At 69.6% G+C, this 20049-nt stretch carries 2 protein-coding genes and 1 pseudogene; all 3 read left to right on the top strand.

Annotated elements, in window-relative coordinates:
- Window positions 1-7 precede the first annotated feature (7 nt).
- The gene (locus ACFYXH_RS41430) at window positions 8-5560 is read left to right on the top strand and encodes an SDR family NAD(P)-dependent oxidoreductase (RefSeq protein WP_389574768.1); all 5553 of its coding nucleotides are present in this window, start codon (window positions 8-10) and stop codon (window positions 5558-5560) included.
- Window positions 5561-5648: 88 nt separating this feature from the next.
- Window positions 5649-11282 (top strand): SDR family NAD(P)-dependent oxidoreductase, encoded by a 5634-nt coding sequence (locus ACFYXH_RS41425; protein ID WP_389574765.1) that lies wholly within the window; start codon window positions 5649-5651, stop codon window positions 11280-11282.
- A 349-nt stretch (window positions 11283-11631) separates the two neighbouring features.
- A pseudogene (locus ACFYXH_RS41420) lies at window positions 11632-20049 on the top strand (type I polyketide synthase); the annotation flags it as partial.

Raw genomic sequence — 20049 nt, 5'->3', positions numbered from 1 at the left:
GGAGCTCTTGATGACAACGTCCCAGGCACAACTCGTCGAGGCGCTGCGTGCGTCGATCAAGGAAGCCGAGAGCCTCAAGCAGCAGAACCGGCAGCTCGTCGGTGCAGCGACGGAGCCGATCGCGATCGTCGGTATGGCCTGCCGCTACCCGGGCGGGGTCGCCTCGCCCGAGGACCTCTGGCAGTTGGTGTCGGACGGAGTCGACGCGATCTCCGGGTTCCCGACGGACCGCGGCTGGGACACCGAGGGGCTGTACGACCCGGACCCGGACAAGCCCGGCAAGATCGTCTCGCGTGAGGGCGGATTCCTTTACGAGGCGGGCGACTTCGATCCCGCGTTCTTCGGGATCTCGCCGCGTGAGGCGCTGGCGATGGACCCGCAGCAGCGGCTGTTGCTCGAAGCATCCTGGGAGGCGCTCGAGCGCGCCGGTATCGACCCCGACGCGATGCGCGGCAGCCAGACGGGCATGTTCGCCGGAGTGATGAGCTCGGACTACTACTCCGAGTTCACCAAGTCCGTCGAAGGCCTGGAGGGCTATCTCAGCACCGGCAACTCGGGCAGTGTCGCCTCCGGGCGTGTCTCGTACGTGCTGGGTCTCGAGGGTCCCGCCGTTTCGGTGGACACTGCGTGCTCGTCCTCGCTGGTGGCCCTGCATCTGGCAGTCCAGTCGCTGCGCCGGGGAGAGTGCTCGCTGGCGCTGGCCGGCGGCGTCACGGTCATGTCGACGCCGGACACCTTTGTCGAGTTCTCGCGGCAGCGCGGCCTCGCACCCAACGGCCGATGCAAGCCCTTCGCGGGCGCGGCCGACGGCACCGGCTGGGCGGAGGGTGTGGGCATGCTCCTCGTCGAACGCCTCTCGGACGCCCGCCGCAACGGCCACCAGGTGCTGGCCGTGATCAGGGGTACGGCCCTGAACCAGGACGGCGCGTCGAACGGTCTGACGGCACCCAACGGCCCTGCTCAGCAGCGCGTCATCCGACGGGCGCTGAGCAACGCCGGTCTGTCGACAAATGACGTGGATGCGGTCGAGGCGCACGGTACGGGTACGCGGCTGGGTGACCCGATCGAGGCTCAGGCGCTGATCGCCACGTACGGCCAGGGGCGCGAGGGCGGGGAGCCGTTGTGGCTCGGCTCGATCAAGTCCAACATCGGTCACAGCCAGGCCGCTTCGGGCATCGCGGGCATCATCAAGATGGTCATCGCGATGCGGGAGGGCCTGCTGCCGAAGACCCTGCACGTCGACGAGCCGGCACCGGAGGTGGACTGGTCGGCGGGCGATGTCCAGCTGCTGACCGAGGCACGGAAGTGGCCACAGGTCGACAGGCCGAGGCGGGCAGCGGTGTCGTCGTTCGGTATGAGCGGCACGAATGCGCATGTAGTGCTGGAGCAGGCGCCGGTGGTGGACGTTGGGGCTACTGAGACGCCGGTTGTCGGTGGGGCCGTTCCGTGGGTGCTCTCGGGTAAGACCGAGGGCGCATTGCGGGCGCAGGCGGAGCGGCTGCTCTCCTTCGTGGCGGAGAAGCCTGAGCTGAGTCTGGCCGATGTGGGGTACTCGCTTGCGGTGTCACGGGCGCGGTTCGAACACCGGGCGGTCGTCTCGGGCGTGAGCCGTGAGGAACTGCTGGCCGAGCTGCGGGCTGTTGCTGCTGGTGAGGTGACCGCGGGGAGCGTGAGTCGTGGGCGGGTTGCGTTCCTGTTCACGGGACAGGGCAGTCAGCGGGCCGGGATGGGTCGGGAGCTGTACGAGGCGTATCCGGTCTTCGCTGAGGCCTTCGACGAGGTCTGTGCGCACTTTGACGGGCACCTCGAGCGCCCGCTGAAGGACCTCGTCTTCGGCACGGACAACGCGGACTCCGGTCTGCTGGACCAGACGGTATTCACGCAGGCCGCACTGTTCGCGATCGAGGTCGCACTCTTCCGCCTGGTCGAAGCCTGGGGACTGACCCCCGACTTCCTCGTCGGCCACTCCGTCGGCGAGCTGGCTGCCGCACACGCAGCAGGCGTCTTCACGCTGGAGGACGCCACGAAGCTGGTGGCTGCACGCGGCCGGCTGATGCAGGCGCTTCCGGCCGGTGGAGCGATGGCCGCGATCCAGGCCACCGAGGCGGAGATTCTGCCGCTGCTGGAGGGCCGGGAGCACGAGATCGCGATCGCCGCGATCAACGGCCCTTCGTCGGTGGTCATTTCCGGTGACGAAGCCGCTGTCGTGGAGGTGCTGGAGCACTGGCGGGAGCAGGGCCGCAAGGTCCGCCAGCTCCGCGTCAGCCACGCCTTCCACTCCCCCCGCATGGAACCCATGCTGGACGAGTTCCGCACCATCGCAGCGACCCTGACGTACTCGACCCCGAGCATCCCGGTCGTCTCCAACCTCACCGGCCAACTCGCCACACCCGAAGACCTCGGCACCGCCGACTACTGGGTACGCCACGTCCGCCAAGCAGTCCGCTTCGCCGACGGCATCACCCACCTCGCCGCCCAAGGTGTCACCACCTTCATCGAGCTGGGCCCCGACGGAACCCTCTCCGCCATGGCCCAGGAAACCCTCCCCGACGCCCATGACGACATGGTCTTCACCCCCCTCCTGCGCAAAAACCGCCCCGAAGCAGACACGTTCACCCAAGCCATCGCCCACGCACACGTACGCGGTACAGAGCTGGACTGGGACGGCGTGTACGCGGGCCGTGGTGGGCAACGTGTGGAGCTGCCGACCTACGCCTTCCAACACGAGCACTACTGGCTGCGGGCGACGGCCCCGGCCGGTGATGCCACCAGCCTCGGGCTGGACGAGACAGAGCACCCGCTGCTCGGCGCGGCCGCAATCCTCCCCGACACGGGCGGAGTGCTGCTGACGGGCCGGCTTTCCCTCCAGTCGCACCCGTGGCTGGCCGACCACACCGTCATGGGTTCGGCAGTGGTGCCGAGCTCGGCGCTGGTCGAGCTCGCGATCCACGCCGGTGACCGGATCGGTTGCGGCCACGTCCAGGAGCTGACGCTCCATGCCCCGCTGGTCCTGCCCGAGCAGGGCGGAGTGGTGCTGCGACTGGCCGTCGACGCCGCCGATGATCAGGGCCACCGACCGGTGGCAATCCACTCGCGCCTCGACAGCGCAGAAGCCGACGCGCCATGGTCGAAGAACGCCGAGGGCCTGCTCACGAATGGCACATCCGGAGTGGACTTCGACTTGTCGGTGTGGCCGCCGCAAGGTGCCGCTTCCATCGACGTGGATGAGATCTACGAGCGCCTCGCACAAGCCGAGTTGGCATACGGCCCCGCCTTCCAGGGACTGCGCGCCGCCTGGCAACTCGACAACGACATCTACGCCGAGGTCACACTCCCCGAAGACACCACCACCGACGGCTACGGCTTCAGCCTCCACCCCGCACTCCTCGACGCAGCCCTGCACGCACTCCCCCTGAACCCGACCGACCAGCCACGCATCACCTCCTCCTGGAACGGTGTATCCCTCCACGCCTCCGGCGCCTCAACTCTGCGTGTGAAGCTCTCCCCCGCCGACGGCTCGATCGCGGCCGCCGACGAAACGGGAACACCCGTCCTCAGCGCACAATCCATCACCTGGCGCCGGCCCACCACCGACGAACTCACCACCGGACACAGCCCGTTCCACAACTCCCTCTTCCGCGTGGAATGGCCGGAGCTGTCCCTCCCATCGGCGAGCCCGAGTACATGGGCCGTACTGGGCGAGCCGGATACCTTCACCGACGGCGGCCCGGTGTTCGCGAACCTGGCCGAACTCGGCGCCGCCGACACGATCCCCGAGATCGTCTTCGCTCCCCTCGCGGGATACGACGACGGGGACACGGCCGTCGCCGCACACCAGGCCACACACCACGCGCTCGCCCTCGTCCAGGGCTGGCTGGCAGCAGACCGCTTCGCCGAGTCCCACCTCGTCTTCGTCACGCGCGGTGCGGTCGCCGCCCGGCCGGGTGAAGACGTCACAGATCTGGCCACCGCACCCATCTGGGGCCTCGTACGCTCCGCACAAGCCGAGAACCCCGACCGCTTCGTCCTCTTCGACACTGACGAATCCGCAGAGCTCGCGGCCCTGTGGCCAGTACTTCGCGCCGGCGAGCCGCAGGCCGCCCTGCGGGAAGGGTCCGTACACGTACCGCGGCTGACCCGAGTCGCCAGGAACACCGACGACAGCGACACCGCCGCGCCCAACCCGGACGGCACCGCGCTGATAACCGGTGCGGGAACTCTGGGCGGCCTCGTTGCCCGCCATCTCGTCACCGAGCACGGCGTACGCAACCTCATCCTCACCAGCCGTCGCGGGCAGAACGCGGACGGCACGCACGACCTCGCCGCCGAACTGATCGAACTCGGCGCGGACAACGTCGAGTTCGTCGCCTGCGACGCAGCCGACCGCGAAGCCCTCGCGACCCTCCTCGCCACCATCCCCCTCGAGCGTCCCCTCACCGCCGTCATCCATACCGCCGGAGTCCTCGACGACGGCCTGGTCGCGTCCCTCACTCCCGAGCGCACCGACGCCGTCCTGCGACCCAAAATCGACGCGGCCCTCAACCTGCATGAGCTGACGAAGGACCTGGACCTCTCGGCCTTCGTCCTCTTCTCCTCCTCAGCCGGCCTCTTCGGCGACCCGGGACAGGGCAACTACGCCGCAGCCAACACCTTCCTCGACTCACTCGCCCACCACCGCCGCTCACTCGACCTGCCCGCAACCTCCCTCCAATGGGGCCTGTGGGAACAGCGCAGCGGAATCACCGGACACCTCACCACCGCAGACATCGAGCGCATCCACCGCTCCGGAATGACCCCCCTCCCCACCCAACTCGCCCTCCAACTCCTCGACACAGCACGCGCATCGGGGTACGCGGTGGTTTCTCCGATGGGTCTGCAGCCTGCCCGGGTGCAGGCGGACGACAGTGCGGAGTTCGCGATCCTGCGGAAGCTCGTACGCATCCCGGCGCGGCGAGTGGCGAACGCGGGTGCCGACGCCGAAGCGAAGGCTCCGTCTTTGGCTGATCACCTCGCCGGACTTTCGCCCGCAGAGCAGATGAGGGGCGTCCTGGAACTGGTGGTGTCGAATGTGGCCGCGGTGCTCGGGCATGCGGGCGCGGGCTCGATCGAGGCCGAACGGAGCTTCAAGGAACTGGGCTTCGACTCACTGACCGCAGTCGAGCTGCGCAACCGCCTGAATTCCCGCATCAGCGCGAGCAGCGGACTCCGTCTTCCGGCCACTTTGGTTTTCGACTACCCCACCCCGCTGGATCTGGCGCAGTACTTGTGCGCCGAGGTGGTCGGCAGCACCACAGACCCGGCCAATGCCGCGCCCGTCGGCTCGGTGCTGTCCGAGCTGGACCGTCTGGAGTCCGCGATGTCCCGCGTCGCACTTGACAGTGACGAAGGCAACGAGGACGACCGGGCAGCAAGGATCACGGACCGGCTGCAGGGCCTGCTTTCCAAGTGGAACGAAATCCAGAGCGCCGCGACCGGGGCGGACGACAGCAGTGACGATCTTGAATCGGCGACGGCCGACGAGATGTTGGCCATTATCCAGCGGGAATTCGGCAAGGCCTGAGAATTCACCCCGCGCCGGCATGCACTGAATTCTCAGTCCCGGCCTCTTCAGCTCTCGCACAGTATTTGACTTCGATAGGTGATATTTGATGGCGCAGGACGAGAAACTTCTGGAAAATCTCAAGTTCGTGACGGCCGAGCTGCGCCGAACTCGTCATCGCCTGGTCGAGGTCGAGGAAGCGGAGCACGAGCCGATCGCGATCGTGGGTATGGCTTGCCGCTTCCCCGGCGGAGTGACCTCACCCGAGGACCTGTGGCAGCTGGTGGCGGAGGGGGTCGACGCGATCTCCGATTTCCCCAAGGGCCGCGGCTGGGAACTGGATTCGCTGTACGACCCGGACCCCGACCGCCCCGGCACGACGTACGTGCACCAAGGCGGTTTCATCGAGGACGCCGACGCATTCGACCCCGCGTTCTTCGGAATCTCGCCGCGCGAGGCCGTCGCGATGGACCCCCAGCAGCGGCTCGTCCTTGAGACGTCGTGGGAGGTCTTCGAGCGTGCGGGGATCGACCCCAACTCGCTCAAGGGCAGTTCGACCGGCGTGTATCTGGGGATGATCCACAACGAATACGGCTGCATTCTCCCGACCGTACCGGCCGATATCGAGCCGTTCCTTTCCAATGGGAATGTCAACAGCGTCGCCTCGGGCCGAATCGCCTACAGCCTCGGCCTCCAGGGGCCCGCGATCACGCTGGACACGGCGTGCTCGTCGTCCCTGGTCTCGCTGCATCTCGCCGCACAGGCGCTGCGGCGCGGCGACTGCACGCTCGCGCTCGCCGGCGGGGCCCAGGTCCAGGCGACCCCCATCTCCTTCACCGACTTCGCCCGGCAGCGCGGACTCGCGACGGACGGCCGTATCAAGGCGTTCGCCGATGCCGCGGACGGCACGATCTGGGGCGAGGGCGTGGGAATGCTGCTCCTGGAGCGGCTTTCGGACGCGCAGCGCAACGGCCACAACATCCTTGCCGTGATGCGCGGTTCTGCCGTCAACCAGGACGGTGCGTCCAACGGCCTCACCGCCCCCAACGGCCCTTCCCAGCAGCGCATGATCCGCCAGGCTCTGGCGGACGCCCGGCTGACGACCGCGGAAGTCGACGTGGTCGAGGCGCACGGCACCGGGACCACGCTCGGCGATCCCATCGAGGCGCAGGCCCTCATCGCCACTTATGGGCAGGGGCGCGAGGGGGCGGAGCCACTGTGGCTCGGCTCGATCAAGTCCAACCTCGGCCATACGCAGGCCGCTGCGGGCGTCGTCAGCGTCATCAAGATGGTCATGGCACTGCGCAACGGCATCATGCCCAAGACCCTTCATGTCGACGAGCCTTCGCGAAAGATCGACTGGTCGGCGGGCGATGTGCAGCTGCTGACCGAGGCACGGGAGTGGCCTGAGGCCGGGCGTCCGCGCCGGGCAGGCGTCTCGTCGTTCGGCCTCAGCGGTACGAATGCACATGTGATCCTGGAGCAGGCGCCGGCCGTCGAGGCCGAGCCGACTTCTGAGGTTCCTGTTGTCGGTGGGGTCGTCCCGTGGGTGCTCTCGGGCAAGACTGAGGACGCGCTGCGGGCGCAGGCGGCTCGGCTTGCAGCGTTCGTCGGCGAGCGGTCCGAGCTGGGTCTGGCGGATGTGGGGTACTCGCTGGCGGTGTCGCGGGCGCGGTTCGAGCACCGGGCCGTCGTCACCGGCACTGACCGGGACGAACTCCTCGCGGGAGTACGAACGTTGGCCACCGGCGATCCGTCGGGTGCGGTGACTGCGGGAAGCGTGAGTCGTGGGCGGGTCGCGTTCCTGTTCACGGGACAGGGAAGCCAGCGGGCCGGGATGGGCCGGGAACTGTACGAGACCTACCCGGTCTTCGCGGCGGCCTTCGACGAGGTCTGTGCGCACTTTGACGGGCACCTCGAGCGCCCACTGAAGGACCTCGTCTTCGGCACGGACAACGACAGCGTCGGCCTGCTGGACCAGACGGTGTTCACGCAGGCCGCGCTGTTCGCGGTCGAGGTCGCACTCTTCCGACTGGTCGAGGCCTGGGGCCTCACTGCCGACTTCCTCGTCGGCCACTCCGTCGGCGAGCTGGCTGCCGCACACGCGGCAGGCGTCTTCACCCTCGAAGACGCCACCAAGCTGGTCGCTGCGCGCGGCCGCTTGATGCAGGCCCTCCCGGCCGGTGGAGCGATGGCCGCGATTCAGGCCACCGAAGCCGAAATCCTGGCGACGGTCGAAGGCCGGGAGACGGAGATCGCCATCGCCGCGATCAACGGCCCGTCGTCCGTGGTCATTTCCGGTGACGAGAACGCTGTGGTGGAGGTGCTGGAGTACTGGCGGGAGCAGGGCCGCAAGGTCCGCCAGCTCCGCGTCAGCCACGCCTTCCACTCCCCCCGCATGGAACCCATGCTGGACGAGTTCCGCACCATCGCCGCAGGAATCTCGTACGGAACCCCGAGCATCCCGGTCGTCTCCAACCTCACCGGCCAGCTCGCCACACCCGAAGACCTCGGCACCGCCGACTACTGGGTACGCCACGTCCGCCAAGCAGTCCGCTTCGCCGACGGCATCACCCACCTCGCCACCCAAGGTGTCACCACCTACCTGGAACTCGGCCCCGACGGAACCCTCTCCGCCATGGCCCAGGAAACCCTCACCCACACCGACAACACCCTCTTCACCCCCCTCCTGCGCAAAAACCGCCCCGAAGCAGACAGCCTCACCCAAGCCATCGCCCACGCACACGTCCACGGGACAGAGCTGAACTGGGACGGCGTCTTCACAGGCCGCCACCCGAACCGCATCGACCTCCCCACCTACGCCTTCCAACACGACCACTACTGGCTCGAAGGCCCCGCCTCCGCCCATGACGCCGCCGGCCTGGGCCTCGTACAGAGCGAGCACGCACTGCTCGGAGCCGCCGTCGCCCCTGCCGACTCCGACAGCTTGCTGCTCACCGGCCGGGTCTCCCTCCGTACGCACCCGTGGCTGGCCGACCACGCCGTCATGGGCACCGTTCTCCTTCCCGGCACCGGGCTGGTCGAGCTCGCGATCCACGCCGGCGACCAGGTCGGTTACGGCCAGGTCGAAGAGCTGACGATTCAGGCTCCGCTCGTGCTGCCGGAGGCGGGGGCGCTCCAGTTGCAGGTCGTCGTGGGCGCCCCCGACTCGTCGGAACGCCGTACGGTCGGTATCTACTCACGCCCGGACAACGCCGTCGACGAGCCGTGGACGCCACATGCTGTGGGCGCGCTCGCCCCGAGCGTGGCGACCGTGGATGCGGACCTGATGTCCTGGCCGCCGGCCGGGGGCGAGGAGGTCGTGCTCGACGGCCTGTACGAGGGGCTGATCGAGCAGGGCTACGAGTACGGGCCCACCTTCCAGTGCCTGCGCTCGGTCTGGGTGCGCGGAGAGGAGATCTTCGCCGAGGTGGAGCTGGCCTCGGGCACCGGCACCGATGGGTTCGCCGTGCATCCCGCGCTCCTCGACGCCGCGTTGCACGCCGTCATCGTCGGCGCCAACCACGCCGCGCAGAACGGCGGCGGGGGTGACGAAGCCGAGGTGCGGCTCCCGTTCTCGTGGGCCGGCGTCAGCTTCCACGCCGAGGGCGCCTCCCACCTGCGTGTACGGCTCAGTGTCGACAGCGACCGGCGGATCACGCTGGCGGCCGCCGACACCACCGGCGCCCCCGTCGTCTCCGTGGCGGGCCTGGCGACGCGTCCCGTATCAGCACGGCAGTTGTCTTCGGCGGGTGGCGCGTGGCACGAGTCGTTGTTCCACGTCGACTGGGTGAAGGCCCCGAGTGTTCCGACGGCACCGACCGCGTCCGCCGGCGGGCAGTGGGCAGCCTTGGGAGGCGACGCGTTCGGCCTGCACGGCGTACTGAAGGGCGCCGGCGTCGGCGCGGCAGAGTTGGCGGTCCATCCGGACCTCGCCCATCTCGCGGCTGCCGTCGATGCGGGCGCGCCCGTGCCGGAGATCGTTTTCCTGCCCTTCGCGCCGGTCGCCGCAGAGGACCTCACGGGTCTGGCGGAGGGCGCTCGCGCCGCTTCTGTACGGGCGTTGGAGACCGTACGGGCGTGGCTGGCCGACGAGCGGTTCGGCGGGTCGCGGCTCGTCCTGATCACCCGGAGCGCTACGGCTGGGCGTGCTGACGCAGCACCCACCGACCTTGTGCACGCACCCCTATGGGGTCTGGTCCGCTCGGCCGAGGCCGAGAACCCGGGGCAGTTCGTCCTCCTCGACCTCGACCCGGCCGGCGCGGACACCGTGACGCGTGACGTGCTGGCGGCGGCGGCCGTCTCGGAGGAGCCCGAGCTCGCCGTGCGCGGCGACGCTCTGTATGTGCCGAAGCTCGCCAGGACCGAGGCACCTGCCGAGCCTGCGCGCCCGAAGCTCAATCCCGAGGGCACGGTCCTGATCACCGGTGGTACCGGCACGCTCGGTGCGCTGATGGCGCGTCATCTGGTGACCGAGTACGGCGCCCGCCATCTGCTGCTGGCAAGTCGCCGCGGGACCGAGGCCGCGGGTGTCACCGAGCTGGTGGCCGAGCTCGCCGGGCTCGGGGCCGAGGCGACCGTCGCCGCGTGCGACGCCGCGGACCGGGAGGCTCTGGCGGCCCTGCTGGCCGCCGTACCCGCGGACCGTCCGCTGACCGCCGTCGTCCATACGGCGGGCACGCTCGACGACGGTGTAGTCGGCTCGCTCACCCCCGAACGCCTCGAAGCCGTCATGCGGCCGAAGGTCGACGCGGCGGTCAACCTGCATCTGCTGACACAGGACCTCGAGCTGGCCGCGTTCGTGCTCTTCTCCTCGGCCGCGGGCGTCTTCGGCGGCCCCGGTCAGGCGAACTATGCCGCGGCGAACGTGTTTCTCGACGCTCTCGCGCGGCACCGCAGGGCCGCGGGCCTCACCGCCCACTCACTGGCCTGGGGTCTGTGGGAGCAGCGCAGTGACCTGACCGCGAACCTCGCCGCCGGCGACGTACAGCGAATCACCGGCTCGGGCCTGGCCACGATCTCCTCCACCGAGGGGCTGGCGCTGTTCGACGCCGCGCTGGCCACCGGGGAGGCCGTCTCCGTACCCGTACGGCTGGACTTCCCCCGCCTTCGTGCCCAGGCCTCGTCCGGTGAACTCACCGCTCTGCTCGACCGGCTGGTCAAGGTCCCGGTGCGGCGTGCGGCGTCGGCCGCGGCGGACGCGGAACCGCAGGGCAGTTCGCTCGCGCAGCGGCTCTCGGGGCTCGCCGATGAGAAGCAGGCCGAAGTGCTGCTGGAACTGGTGCAGTTGAACGTCGCCAAGGTGCTGGGCTTCACCGGAAGCAGGCAGGTCGAGCCGGGCCGCGGCTTCCTGGACCTCGGCGTCGACTCGCTGACCGCCCTGGAGCTGCGCAACCGGCTCAATGGCGCAACCGGTCTGCGGCTGCCCGCGACCCTGATCTTCGACTATCCGTCGGCGGGCGCGGTGGCGAAGTATCTCGGCACCCAGTTCTCCGCCGACGCCGCGGGGCCGGGAGCCACCCCCGTCCATGCCGATCTCGGCCGTCTCGAGGCCACAGTCTCCGCCGCCGATCTGTCCGACGAGGACCGCGACAAGGTCGTCAACCGGCTCCAGGCTCTGCTGGCCACGCTCGGCCGCTCGGTCGTCGTGGGCGGCGGCGCGGCGACCGTGGCCACGGACTTCACATCGGCGAGCGACGACGAGATGTTCGCCATGATCGACCAGGAGCTCGGCCTGTCCTGACCAAAGCAATTCCCTCCGCCCCCAGGGCCGGTCACCTCCCCAAAGGAGTGTGGCCGGCCCTGGGGGGCGTAGGGGGGCGCTTAGGGAAGGTTAGGGGTGCCGCGTCGGGTGGCTATCTCCTAGCGTCGTATGTGAAGTCCTGTCGATGTGTCGCCGTGCTCATCCCTAGCCGGTTCGAGGCATCGCCGAATGGGTCTCCCAGCCGGGGAGTCACGTCGCAAAAAGGCTTCCGCCGGGGTTTCGCGTGCGTCGCGATCTCATGTATTGCCCAGGTGCCAATGTGCTGTCCGTCCTCAAGAGGTTGCTTTAGATGCAGAATGAGCAGAAGCTTCGCGACTACCTCAAGCGGGTAATGGCCGATCTGCAGCAGACGAGGCAGCTGTTGAGCGAGGCTGACTCGCGGGCGCACGAGCCCATTGCGATCGTGGGCATGAGCTGCCGTTATCCGGGTGGTGCCAACTCCCCGGAGGAGTTGTGGCAGATGGTCGCCGATGGCCGGGACGCCGTGTCCGACCTTCCCACCGACCGCGGCTGGGACATCGAGCGGCTCTACAGCCCCGACCGCGAAAAGCCGGGCACTTTCTACAACCGCGAGAGCGGATTCCTTTACGACGCCGCGCAGTTCGACCCCGCGTTCTTTGGAATTTCCCCGCGCGAGGCGCTGGCGATGGACCCGCAGCAGCGACTGCTGCTGGAAGTCGCCTGGGAAGCCTTCGAGCACGCCGGAATTGATCCGCACGCGATGCGCGGCAGCAAGACCGGTGTATTCGCGGGCGTGATGTACCAGGACTACGCCACCCGGCTCGACCGAATCCCCGATGGCGTCGAGGGATATCTCAGCACCGGCAACGCATACAGCGTCACCTCGGGACGCATCTCTTACACCCTCGGTCTCGAAGGCCCGGCCGTGTCCGTCGACACTGCCTGCTCCTCCTCGCTGGTGACACTGCACCTGGCCGTCCAGGCGCTGCGCAACGGCGAGTGCACCATGGCCCTCGCCGGTGGCACCACGGTCATGTCGACCCCCGAGGCCTTCATCGACCTCGCCCGCCAGGGCGGCCTCTCGCCCGACGGCCGCTGCAAGGCCTTCTCCGACCTGGCGGACGGTGCCGGCTTCGCCGAGGGCGTGGGCATGCTCCTCGTCGAGCGGCTGTCGGACGCCGAGCGCAACGGCCACAAGGTGCTCGCGGTCGTACGCGGCTCCGCCGTCAACCAGGACGGCGCGAGCAGCGGCCTCACCGCGCCCAACGGCCCCTCCCAGCAGCGCGTCATCCGCCAGGCGCTCGACAATGCCCAGCTCTCCTCCGACCAGATCGACGTCGTCGAGGCACACGGCACAGGCACCACGCTCGGTGACCCCATCGAGGCCCAGGCACTCATCAACACCTACGGCCAGGAACGCCCGGCCGACCAACCTCTGTGGATCGGCTCCTTCAAGTCCAACGTCGGTCACACGCAGGCCGCCGCGGGCGCCGGCGGCATCATCAAAATGGTGATGGCGTTGCGCAACGGCGTCATGCCGAAGACTCTGCACATCGACAACCCCTCCACCAAGGTCGACTGGACGGCGGGCGCCGTCTCTCTGCTGACCGAGGCGCGGGACTGGCCGGAGACCGGGCGTCCGCGGCGGGCCGCGGTGTCTTCGTTCGGCATCAGCGGTACGAACGCGCACATCATCCTGGAGCAGGCGGCGGCCGAGCCTCCCGCGGAGGCGCCCCCCGCCGGGACGCACCAGGCGAACGCCCCCGTGTCATGGGTGGTCTCGGGCAGGACCGAGGCCGCGCTGCGGGCGCAGTCCGAGCGCCTGGCCTCGTTCCTCGCCGGGCGGCTGGGCCTCGGCCCGGCGGATGTGGGTTACTCGCTGGCGGTGTCGCGGGCACGGTTCGAGCACCGGGCGGTCGTCTCGGGCGCGAGCCGTGAGGAGCTGCTGGCCGGGCTGGAGGCTGTCGCTGCCGGGCGGGTCGCTCCGGGGGTCGTGGAGGGTTCGGCCGCCGCGAGCGCGGGCGGCAAGCTGGCGTTCCTGTTCACGGGACAGGGCAGTCAGCGGGCCGGGATGGGCCGGGAGCTGTACGAGACCTACCCCGTCTTCGCGGCGGCCTTCGACGAAGTCTGTGCGCACTTTGACGGGCACCTCGAGCGTCCACTGAAGGACCTCATCTTCGCCACGGACAACGACAGCGTCGGCCTGCTGGACCAGACGGTGTTCACGCAGGCCGCGCTGTTCGCGGTCGAGGTCGCCCTGTTCCGGCTGGTGGAGGCGTGGGGACTGACCCCGGACTTCCTGGTCGGCCACTCGGTCGGCGAGCTGGCTGCCGCACACGCGGCAGGCGTCTTCACCCTCGAAGACGCCACCAAGCTGGTGGCTGCGCGCGGCCGCTTGATGCAGGCCCTCCCGACCGGTGGTGCCATGGCCGCGATCCAGGCCACCGAAGCGGAGATCCTGCCCCTGCTGGAAGGCCGCGAGACGGAGATCGCCATCGCCGCGATCAACGGCCCGTCGTCCGTGGTCATTTCCGGTGACGAGAACGCTGTGGTGGAGGTGCTGGAGCACTGGCGGGAGCAGGGCCGCAAGGTCCGCCAGCTCCGCGTCAGCCACGCCTTCCACTCCCCCCGCATGGAACCCATGCTGGACGAGTTCCGCACCATCGCAGCGACCCTGACGTACTCGACCCCGAGCATCCCGGTCGTCTCCAACCTCACCGGCCAACTGGCTGCACCCGAAGACCTCGGCACCGCCGACTACTGGGTACGCCACGTCCGCCAAGCAGTCCGCTTCGCCGACGGCATCACCCACCTGGCTGAGCAGGGCGTCACCACCTTCATCGAGCTGGGCCCCGACGGAACCCTCTCCGCCATGGCCCAGGAAACCCTCCCCGACACCGACAACACCCTCTTCACCCCCGTCCTGCGCAAGAACCGCCCCGAAGCCGACACCCTCACCCAAGCCATCGCCCACGCACACGTCCACGGGACAGAGCTGGACTGGGACGGCGTCTTCACGGGCCACCACCCGAACCGCGTCGACCTCCCCACCTACGCCTTCCAGCACCAGCGCTACTGGCTCGAAGCCGCGGAGCCCATGGAGTCGGCGGCCGCCCATGCCGCTGCCCCCGAGGAGACGCGCTTCTGGGAGGCCGTCGAGCGCGAGGACACGGCCGCGCTGGCCGCCGCGCTCGACTTCGACGGCGAGGTCGAGCCCGAGTGGCTCGAAGCGGCACTGCCGGTCCTGTCGACCTGGCGTCGCCAGAACCGGCAGAAGAACACCGTCGACGCCTGGCGATACCGCGTCACCTGGAAGCCTCTGTCCATCGCGCCGACGAAGCGCCTCTCCGGCACCTGGCTCCTGGTGGTTCCGGCCGGGGACAACACCCACGCGTGGGTGCCCGCGGCCGAGCAGGCTCTGGCCGGCCGCGGTGTCACGACCGTACGGGTGGAGTGGAGCGCGGCCGACACGGACCGCGCGTCGCTCGCCGAGCGGATCCGTGAAGCCGTGGGCGACCGTGCCCTCAGTGGTGTGCTCTCGCTGCTCGCGCTCGATACCGATCCGCACCCCAGCCACCCCTATGTGGCTTCGGGGCTCGCCGGGACGCTCGAGCTCGTTCAGGCCCTCGGTGACGCCGGGGTCGAGGCGCCACTGTGGCTCGCCGGCCGCGGCGGCGTGTCGGTCGGCCGGTCGGACCGGGCGGCCGACCCGGCGCAGGCCCAGGTCTGGGGCCTGGGCAGGGTGGCCGGGCTCGAGCACCCGAACCGTTGGGGTGGTCTGGTCGATCTGCCCGAGACGATCGATGCTCCCGCGCTCGCCCGCTTCACCGACGTTCTGGCCGGTCTCGACGCGGAGGACGAGCTCGCGATTCGTTCGACCGGGATCTTCGGCCGTCGTCTCGTACGGGCGTCGCTCGCCGACTCGGCCGGCGGCTCGTGGACGCCGCGCGGCACGATTCTCATCACCGGCGGTACGGGCGCGCTCGGCGGCCATGTCGCCCGCTGGGCAGCAGCCAACGGCGCCGAGCATCTCGTCCTCACCAGCCGCCGCGGCGACCAGGCCCCCGGCGCCCGGGAGTTGAGTGCGGAACTCACCGAACTCGGCGCTTCCCGGGTCACCATTGCCGCGTGCGACGCGGGCGACCGCGAGTCGCTGGCCGTCGTCCTGGCCCGTATCGAGGCCGACGAGACCCAGCCGCTGACGGCGGTTGTGCATGCCGCCGGCGTCGGCGACACCGGCGCGCTCATGGACAGCGGTCTCGACGACGTGGCCGCCATCGTCGCGGCCAAGGCCGCGGGCGCCACGCACCTCGACGAGCTGCTCGGCGACACGCCCCTGGACGCCTTCGTTCTCTTCTCCTCGGCCGCCGCGGTGTGGGGCGGCGCCGACCAGGGCGCGTACGCCGCGGGCAACTCCTTCCTCGACGCGTTCGCCGAACAGCGCCGTGCCAAGGGCCGTACCGCCACATCCATCGCCTGGGGCCTGTGGGGCGGCGGCGGCATGGGCACCGATGGCGACGAAGAGGCCATGCTGCGCGTCGGCCTCAAGCGCATGAACCCCGAACTCGCCGTGTCCGCCCTGGTTCAGGCCGTCGAGCACGACGAGACAACGGTCTCCGTCTCCGACCTCGACTGGGAGCGGTTCGCCCCCGCCTACTCCGCCATCCGCCGGCGTCCCTTCATCGGCGACCTGCCCGAGGTCCGGCGCGTCCTGGAGGCGGCGCCGGAGACTCCCGCCGAGCTTGCGGGCGGCAATGCGCTCGCGCAGCGGCTGAGCGGGCTGTCGGTGAGCGAGCAGCGGGAGCTGGTCCTCGACCTCGTACGTACGCAGGCCGCCGCCGCACTCGGCCACGCCGACGCCACGACGATCGAGCCCGGTTCGGCCTTCCGCGAGCTCGGCTTCGACTCGCTCACCGCGGTCGACATCCGCAACCGCCTGAACGGCGCGACCGGGCTCAAGATGCCCACAACGCTCGTCTTCGACTACCCGAACGCCGACGCCGTCGCCGGGCTCGTCCTCACCGAGCTGCTCGGCGCCGACCACGACGGCACGGCTGACTCGGCGCGTGCGGTCGCTGTCGCGGGCCCATCGGCCGACGACGAGCCCATCGCCATCGTGGCGATGAGTTGCCGCTACCCGGGCGGCGTCAGCACGCCCGAGGACCTCTGGCAGCTCGTCCTCGAAGGCCGCGACGCCATCTCTCCCTTCCCCACCGACCGCGGCTGGCCCATCGACGACCTGTACGACCCGGACCCGGAGCGAAGCGGGACCACGTACGCGTACGAGGGCGGCTTCATCGACGGTGCCGGCGGCTTCGACGCCGGGTTCTTCGGGATCTCGCCGCGCGAGGCGCTGGCGATGGACCCGCAGCAGCGACTGCTGCTCGAAGCGTCGTGGGAGGCGCTGGAGCGCGCGGGCATCGACCCCCTGTCGCTGCGCGGCACCCAGGGCGGCGTCTTCATCGGTGCCGGATCCCAGGGTTACGGCATCGACGCCCATGACGCTCCTGAGGGGACCGAGGGCTACTTCCTCACCGGCACCCAGTCCTCCGTCATCTCCGGCCGCGTGTCCTACACCCTGGGCCTCGAGGGCCCGGCCGTGACCGTGGACACCGCCTGCTCGTCCTCACTCGTCGCTCTTCATCTGGCCGCGCAGTCGCTTCGGCAGGGCGAGTGCGATCTGGCACTGGCCGGCGGTATCACCGTCATGGCGACCCCGGGCGCCTTCGTCGAGTTCAGCCGCCAGCGCGGTCTTTCCGGCGACGGCCGCTGCAAGGCCTTCGCGGGCGCGGCCGACGGCACCGGCTGGTCCGAGGGCGCGGGGCTGCTCCTGCTGGAGCGCCTCTCCGACGCACGGCGCAGGGGCCACAAGGTGCTTGCGGTGGTTCGCGGTACGGCCGTGAACCAGGACGGCGCGTCGAACGGTCTGACCGCTCCGAACGGCCCGTCGCAGCAGCGCGTCATCCGCCAGGCACTGGCGGGCGCGGGCCTGTCCACGGCCGATGTGGACGTGGTGGAAGCACACGGCACGGGAACGCGCCTCGGTGACCCGATCGAGGCGGGAGCGCTGCTGGCCACATACGGCCAGGGGCGTGACGCGGACCAGCCGCTGTGGCTCGGCTCGATCAAGTCCAACATCGGTCACACGCAGACTGCCGCCGGTGTCGCCGGTGTCATCAAGATGGTCATGGCAATGCAGGAGGGCCTGCTGCCGAAGACCCTGCACGTCGACGAACCGACGCCGCAGGTGGACTGGTCGGCGGGCGCTGTTTCCCTGCTGACCGAGGCGCGGGAGTGGCCGGAGACCGGGCGTCCGCGGCGGGCCGGTATCTCGTCGTTCGGCGTAAGTGGCACGAACGTGCACACGATCCTGGAGCAGGCGCCGATTGCAGAGGCGGAGGCAGAGGCTTCTGAGGCCATTGCGGCTCCGGTGGTTGATGGGGTCGTTCCGTGGGTGCTGTCGGGCAAGACTGAGGATGCGCTGCGGGCGCAGGCCGATCGGCTGTACTCCTTCGTGGAGGAGAGCTCTGAGCTGGGTCTCGCGGATGTGGGGTACTCGCTGGCGGTCTCGCGGGCACGGTTCGAACACCGGGCCGTCGTCACCGGCACTGACCGGGACGAACTCCTCGCGGGAGTACGAGCGTTGGCCACCGGCGAAACGTCCGGCGTACTGACCACCGGCAGCGTGAACCGCGGCCGGGTCGCGTTCCTGTTCACGGGACAGGGCAGCCAGCGGACCGGAATGGGCCGGGAGCTGTACGAGGCGTATCCGGTGTTCGCTGAGGCCTTCGACGAGGTCTGTGCGCACTTTGACGGGCACCTCGAGCGTCCACTGAAGGACCTCGTCTTCGCCACGGACAACGACAGCGTCGGCCTGCTCGACCAGACGGTGTTCACGCAGGCCGCGCTGTTCGCGATCGAGGTCGCACTCTTCCGGCTCGTTGAGGCGTGGGGACTGACCCCCGACTTCCTCGTCGGCCACTCCGTCGGCGAGCTGGCTGCCGCACACGCAGCGGGCGTCTTCACCCTCGAAGACGCCACCAAGCTGGTGGCTGCGCGCGGCCGCCTCATGCAGGCCCTGCCGGCCGGTGGAGCGATGGCTGCGATCCAGGCCACCGAAGCCGAAATCCTGGCGACGGTCGAAGGCCGGGAGCACGAGATCGCGATCGCCGCGATCAACGGACCTACGTCGGTAGTGGTCTCCGGTGACGAGGCGGCTGTTGCAGAGGTGCTGGAGTACTGGCGGGAGCAGGGCCGCAAGGTCCGCCAGCTCCGCGTCAGCCACGCCTTCCACTCCCCCCGCATGGAACCCATGCTGAACGAGTTCCGCACCATCGCCGCAGGAATCTCGTACGGAACCCCGAGCATCCCGGTCGTCTCCAACCTCACCGGCCAACTCGCCACACCCGAAGACCTCGGCACCGCCGACTACTGGGTACGCCACGTCCGCCAAGCAGTCCGCTTCGCCGACGGCATCACCCACCTCGCCGCCCAAGGCGTCACCACCTACCTGGAACTCGGCCCCGACGGAACCCTCTCCGCCATGGCCCAGGAAACCCTCACCCACACCGACAACACCCTCTTCACCCCCCTCCTGCGCAAAAACCGCCCCGAAGCCGACACCCTCACCCAAGCCATCGCCCACGCACACGTCCACGGGACAGAACTCGACTGGAACGGCGTCTTCACAGGCCACCACCCGAACCGCATCGACCTCCCCACCTACGCCTTCCAACACCAGCACTACTGGCTGGAGATGGGCGTCCCTGCGGGTGACGTTTCCGTGCTCGGCCAGTCCGCGACCGAGCACCCGCTGCTCGGTGCCGCTGTTGCGATGCCCGAGTCGGACACGCTCGTCCTCACCGGACGTCTGTCGCTGCAGAGCCACCCGTGGATCGCGGACCACCTCGTGATGGGTTCGGCACTGCTGCCCGGGACCGGTCTGGTCGAGCTCGCGATCCACGCCGGCGACCAGGTGGGCTTCAGCCAGGTCGAGGAGCTGATGCTCCAGGCCCCGCTGATCCTCCCCGAGCGCGGTGCTGTCGTTCTGCGAGTGACCGTGGAGGCCGCGGATGCGCTCGGGCGGCGTCCGGTCGCCATCTTCTCCCGGCCCGAGGACGCAGAAGCGGAGCCGTGGACCCGTCATGCGGCCGGCTTCCTGACGGAGAGCGCGCCGGAGGCGTCGTTCGACCTCTCGGTGTGGCCGCCGAAGGGCGCTGAGTCCGTTGGAGTTGAGGATCTCTACGAGAGCCTTTCCAGTACAGGACTGTCCTACGGCCCGGTCTTCCAAGGCCTGCGCGCTGCCTGGCGACTGAACGACGCCATCTACGCCGAGGTCGCCCTGCCCGAGGGCACCCCGACCGGCGGCTTCGGGCTCCACCCTGCGCTCTTCGACGCCGCTCTGCACGCGGCTTCACTGAGCACGTCGTCGGAGGAGGACACGGGGACAGGTCTGCCGTTCGCGTGGAGCGGTGTGTCCCTGCACGCCACCGGTGCATCGGCTCTGCGCGTACGGCTGACGCCGACCGGACCCGACGGTGTGGCTCTCGTCATGGCCGACGGAGCCGGCGCACCGGTCGCCTCGACCGACTCCCTCGTCTTCCGCCAGGTCACGGCCGAGCAGCTCTCGGCGGGCCGTGGTGGCTTCCACGACTCGCTGTTCTGTGTGGAGTGGCCGGAGCTGTCGCTGCCGTCGGTCGAGCCGGGTACGTGGGCGGTGCTCGGCGAGCCGGGCTCCTTTGCCGACGGCCCGCTGTTCTCGAGCCTGGCCGAGCTCACTACCTCC

It is taken from the genome of Streptomyces sp. NPDC002730 (assembly GCF_042888805.1).
Lineage (GTDB): Bacteria > Actinomycetota > Actinomycetes > Streptomycetales > Streptomycetaceae > Streptomyces.
This window is presented reverse-complemented; position numbering and strand designations above follow the sequence as displayed.

Coding starts and splice junctions, on each gene's coding strand:
- ACFYXH_RS41425 (WP_389574765.1), top strand. CDS start 5,649: ATGGCGCAGGACGAGAAACTTCTGGAAAATCTCAAGTTCGTGACGGCC.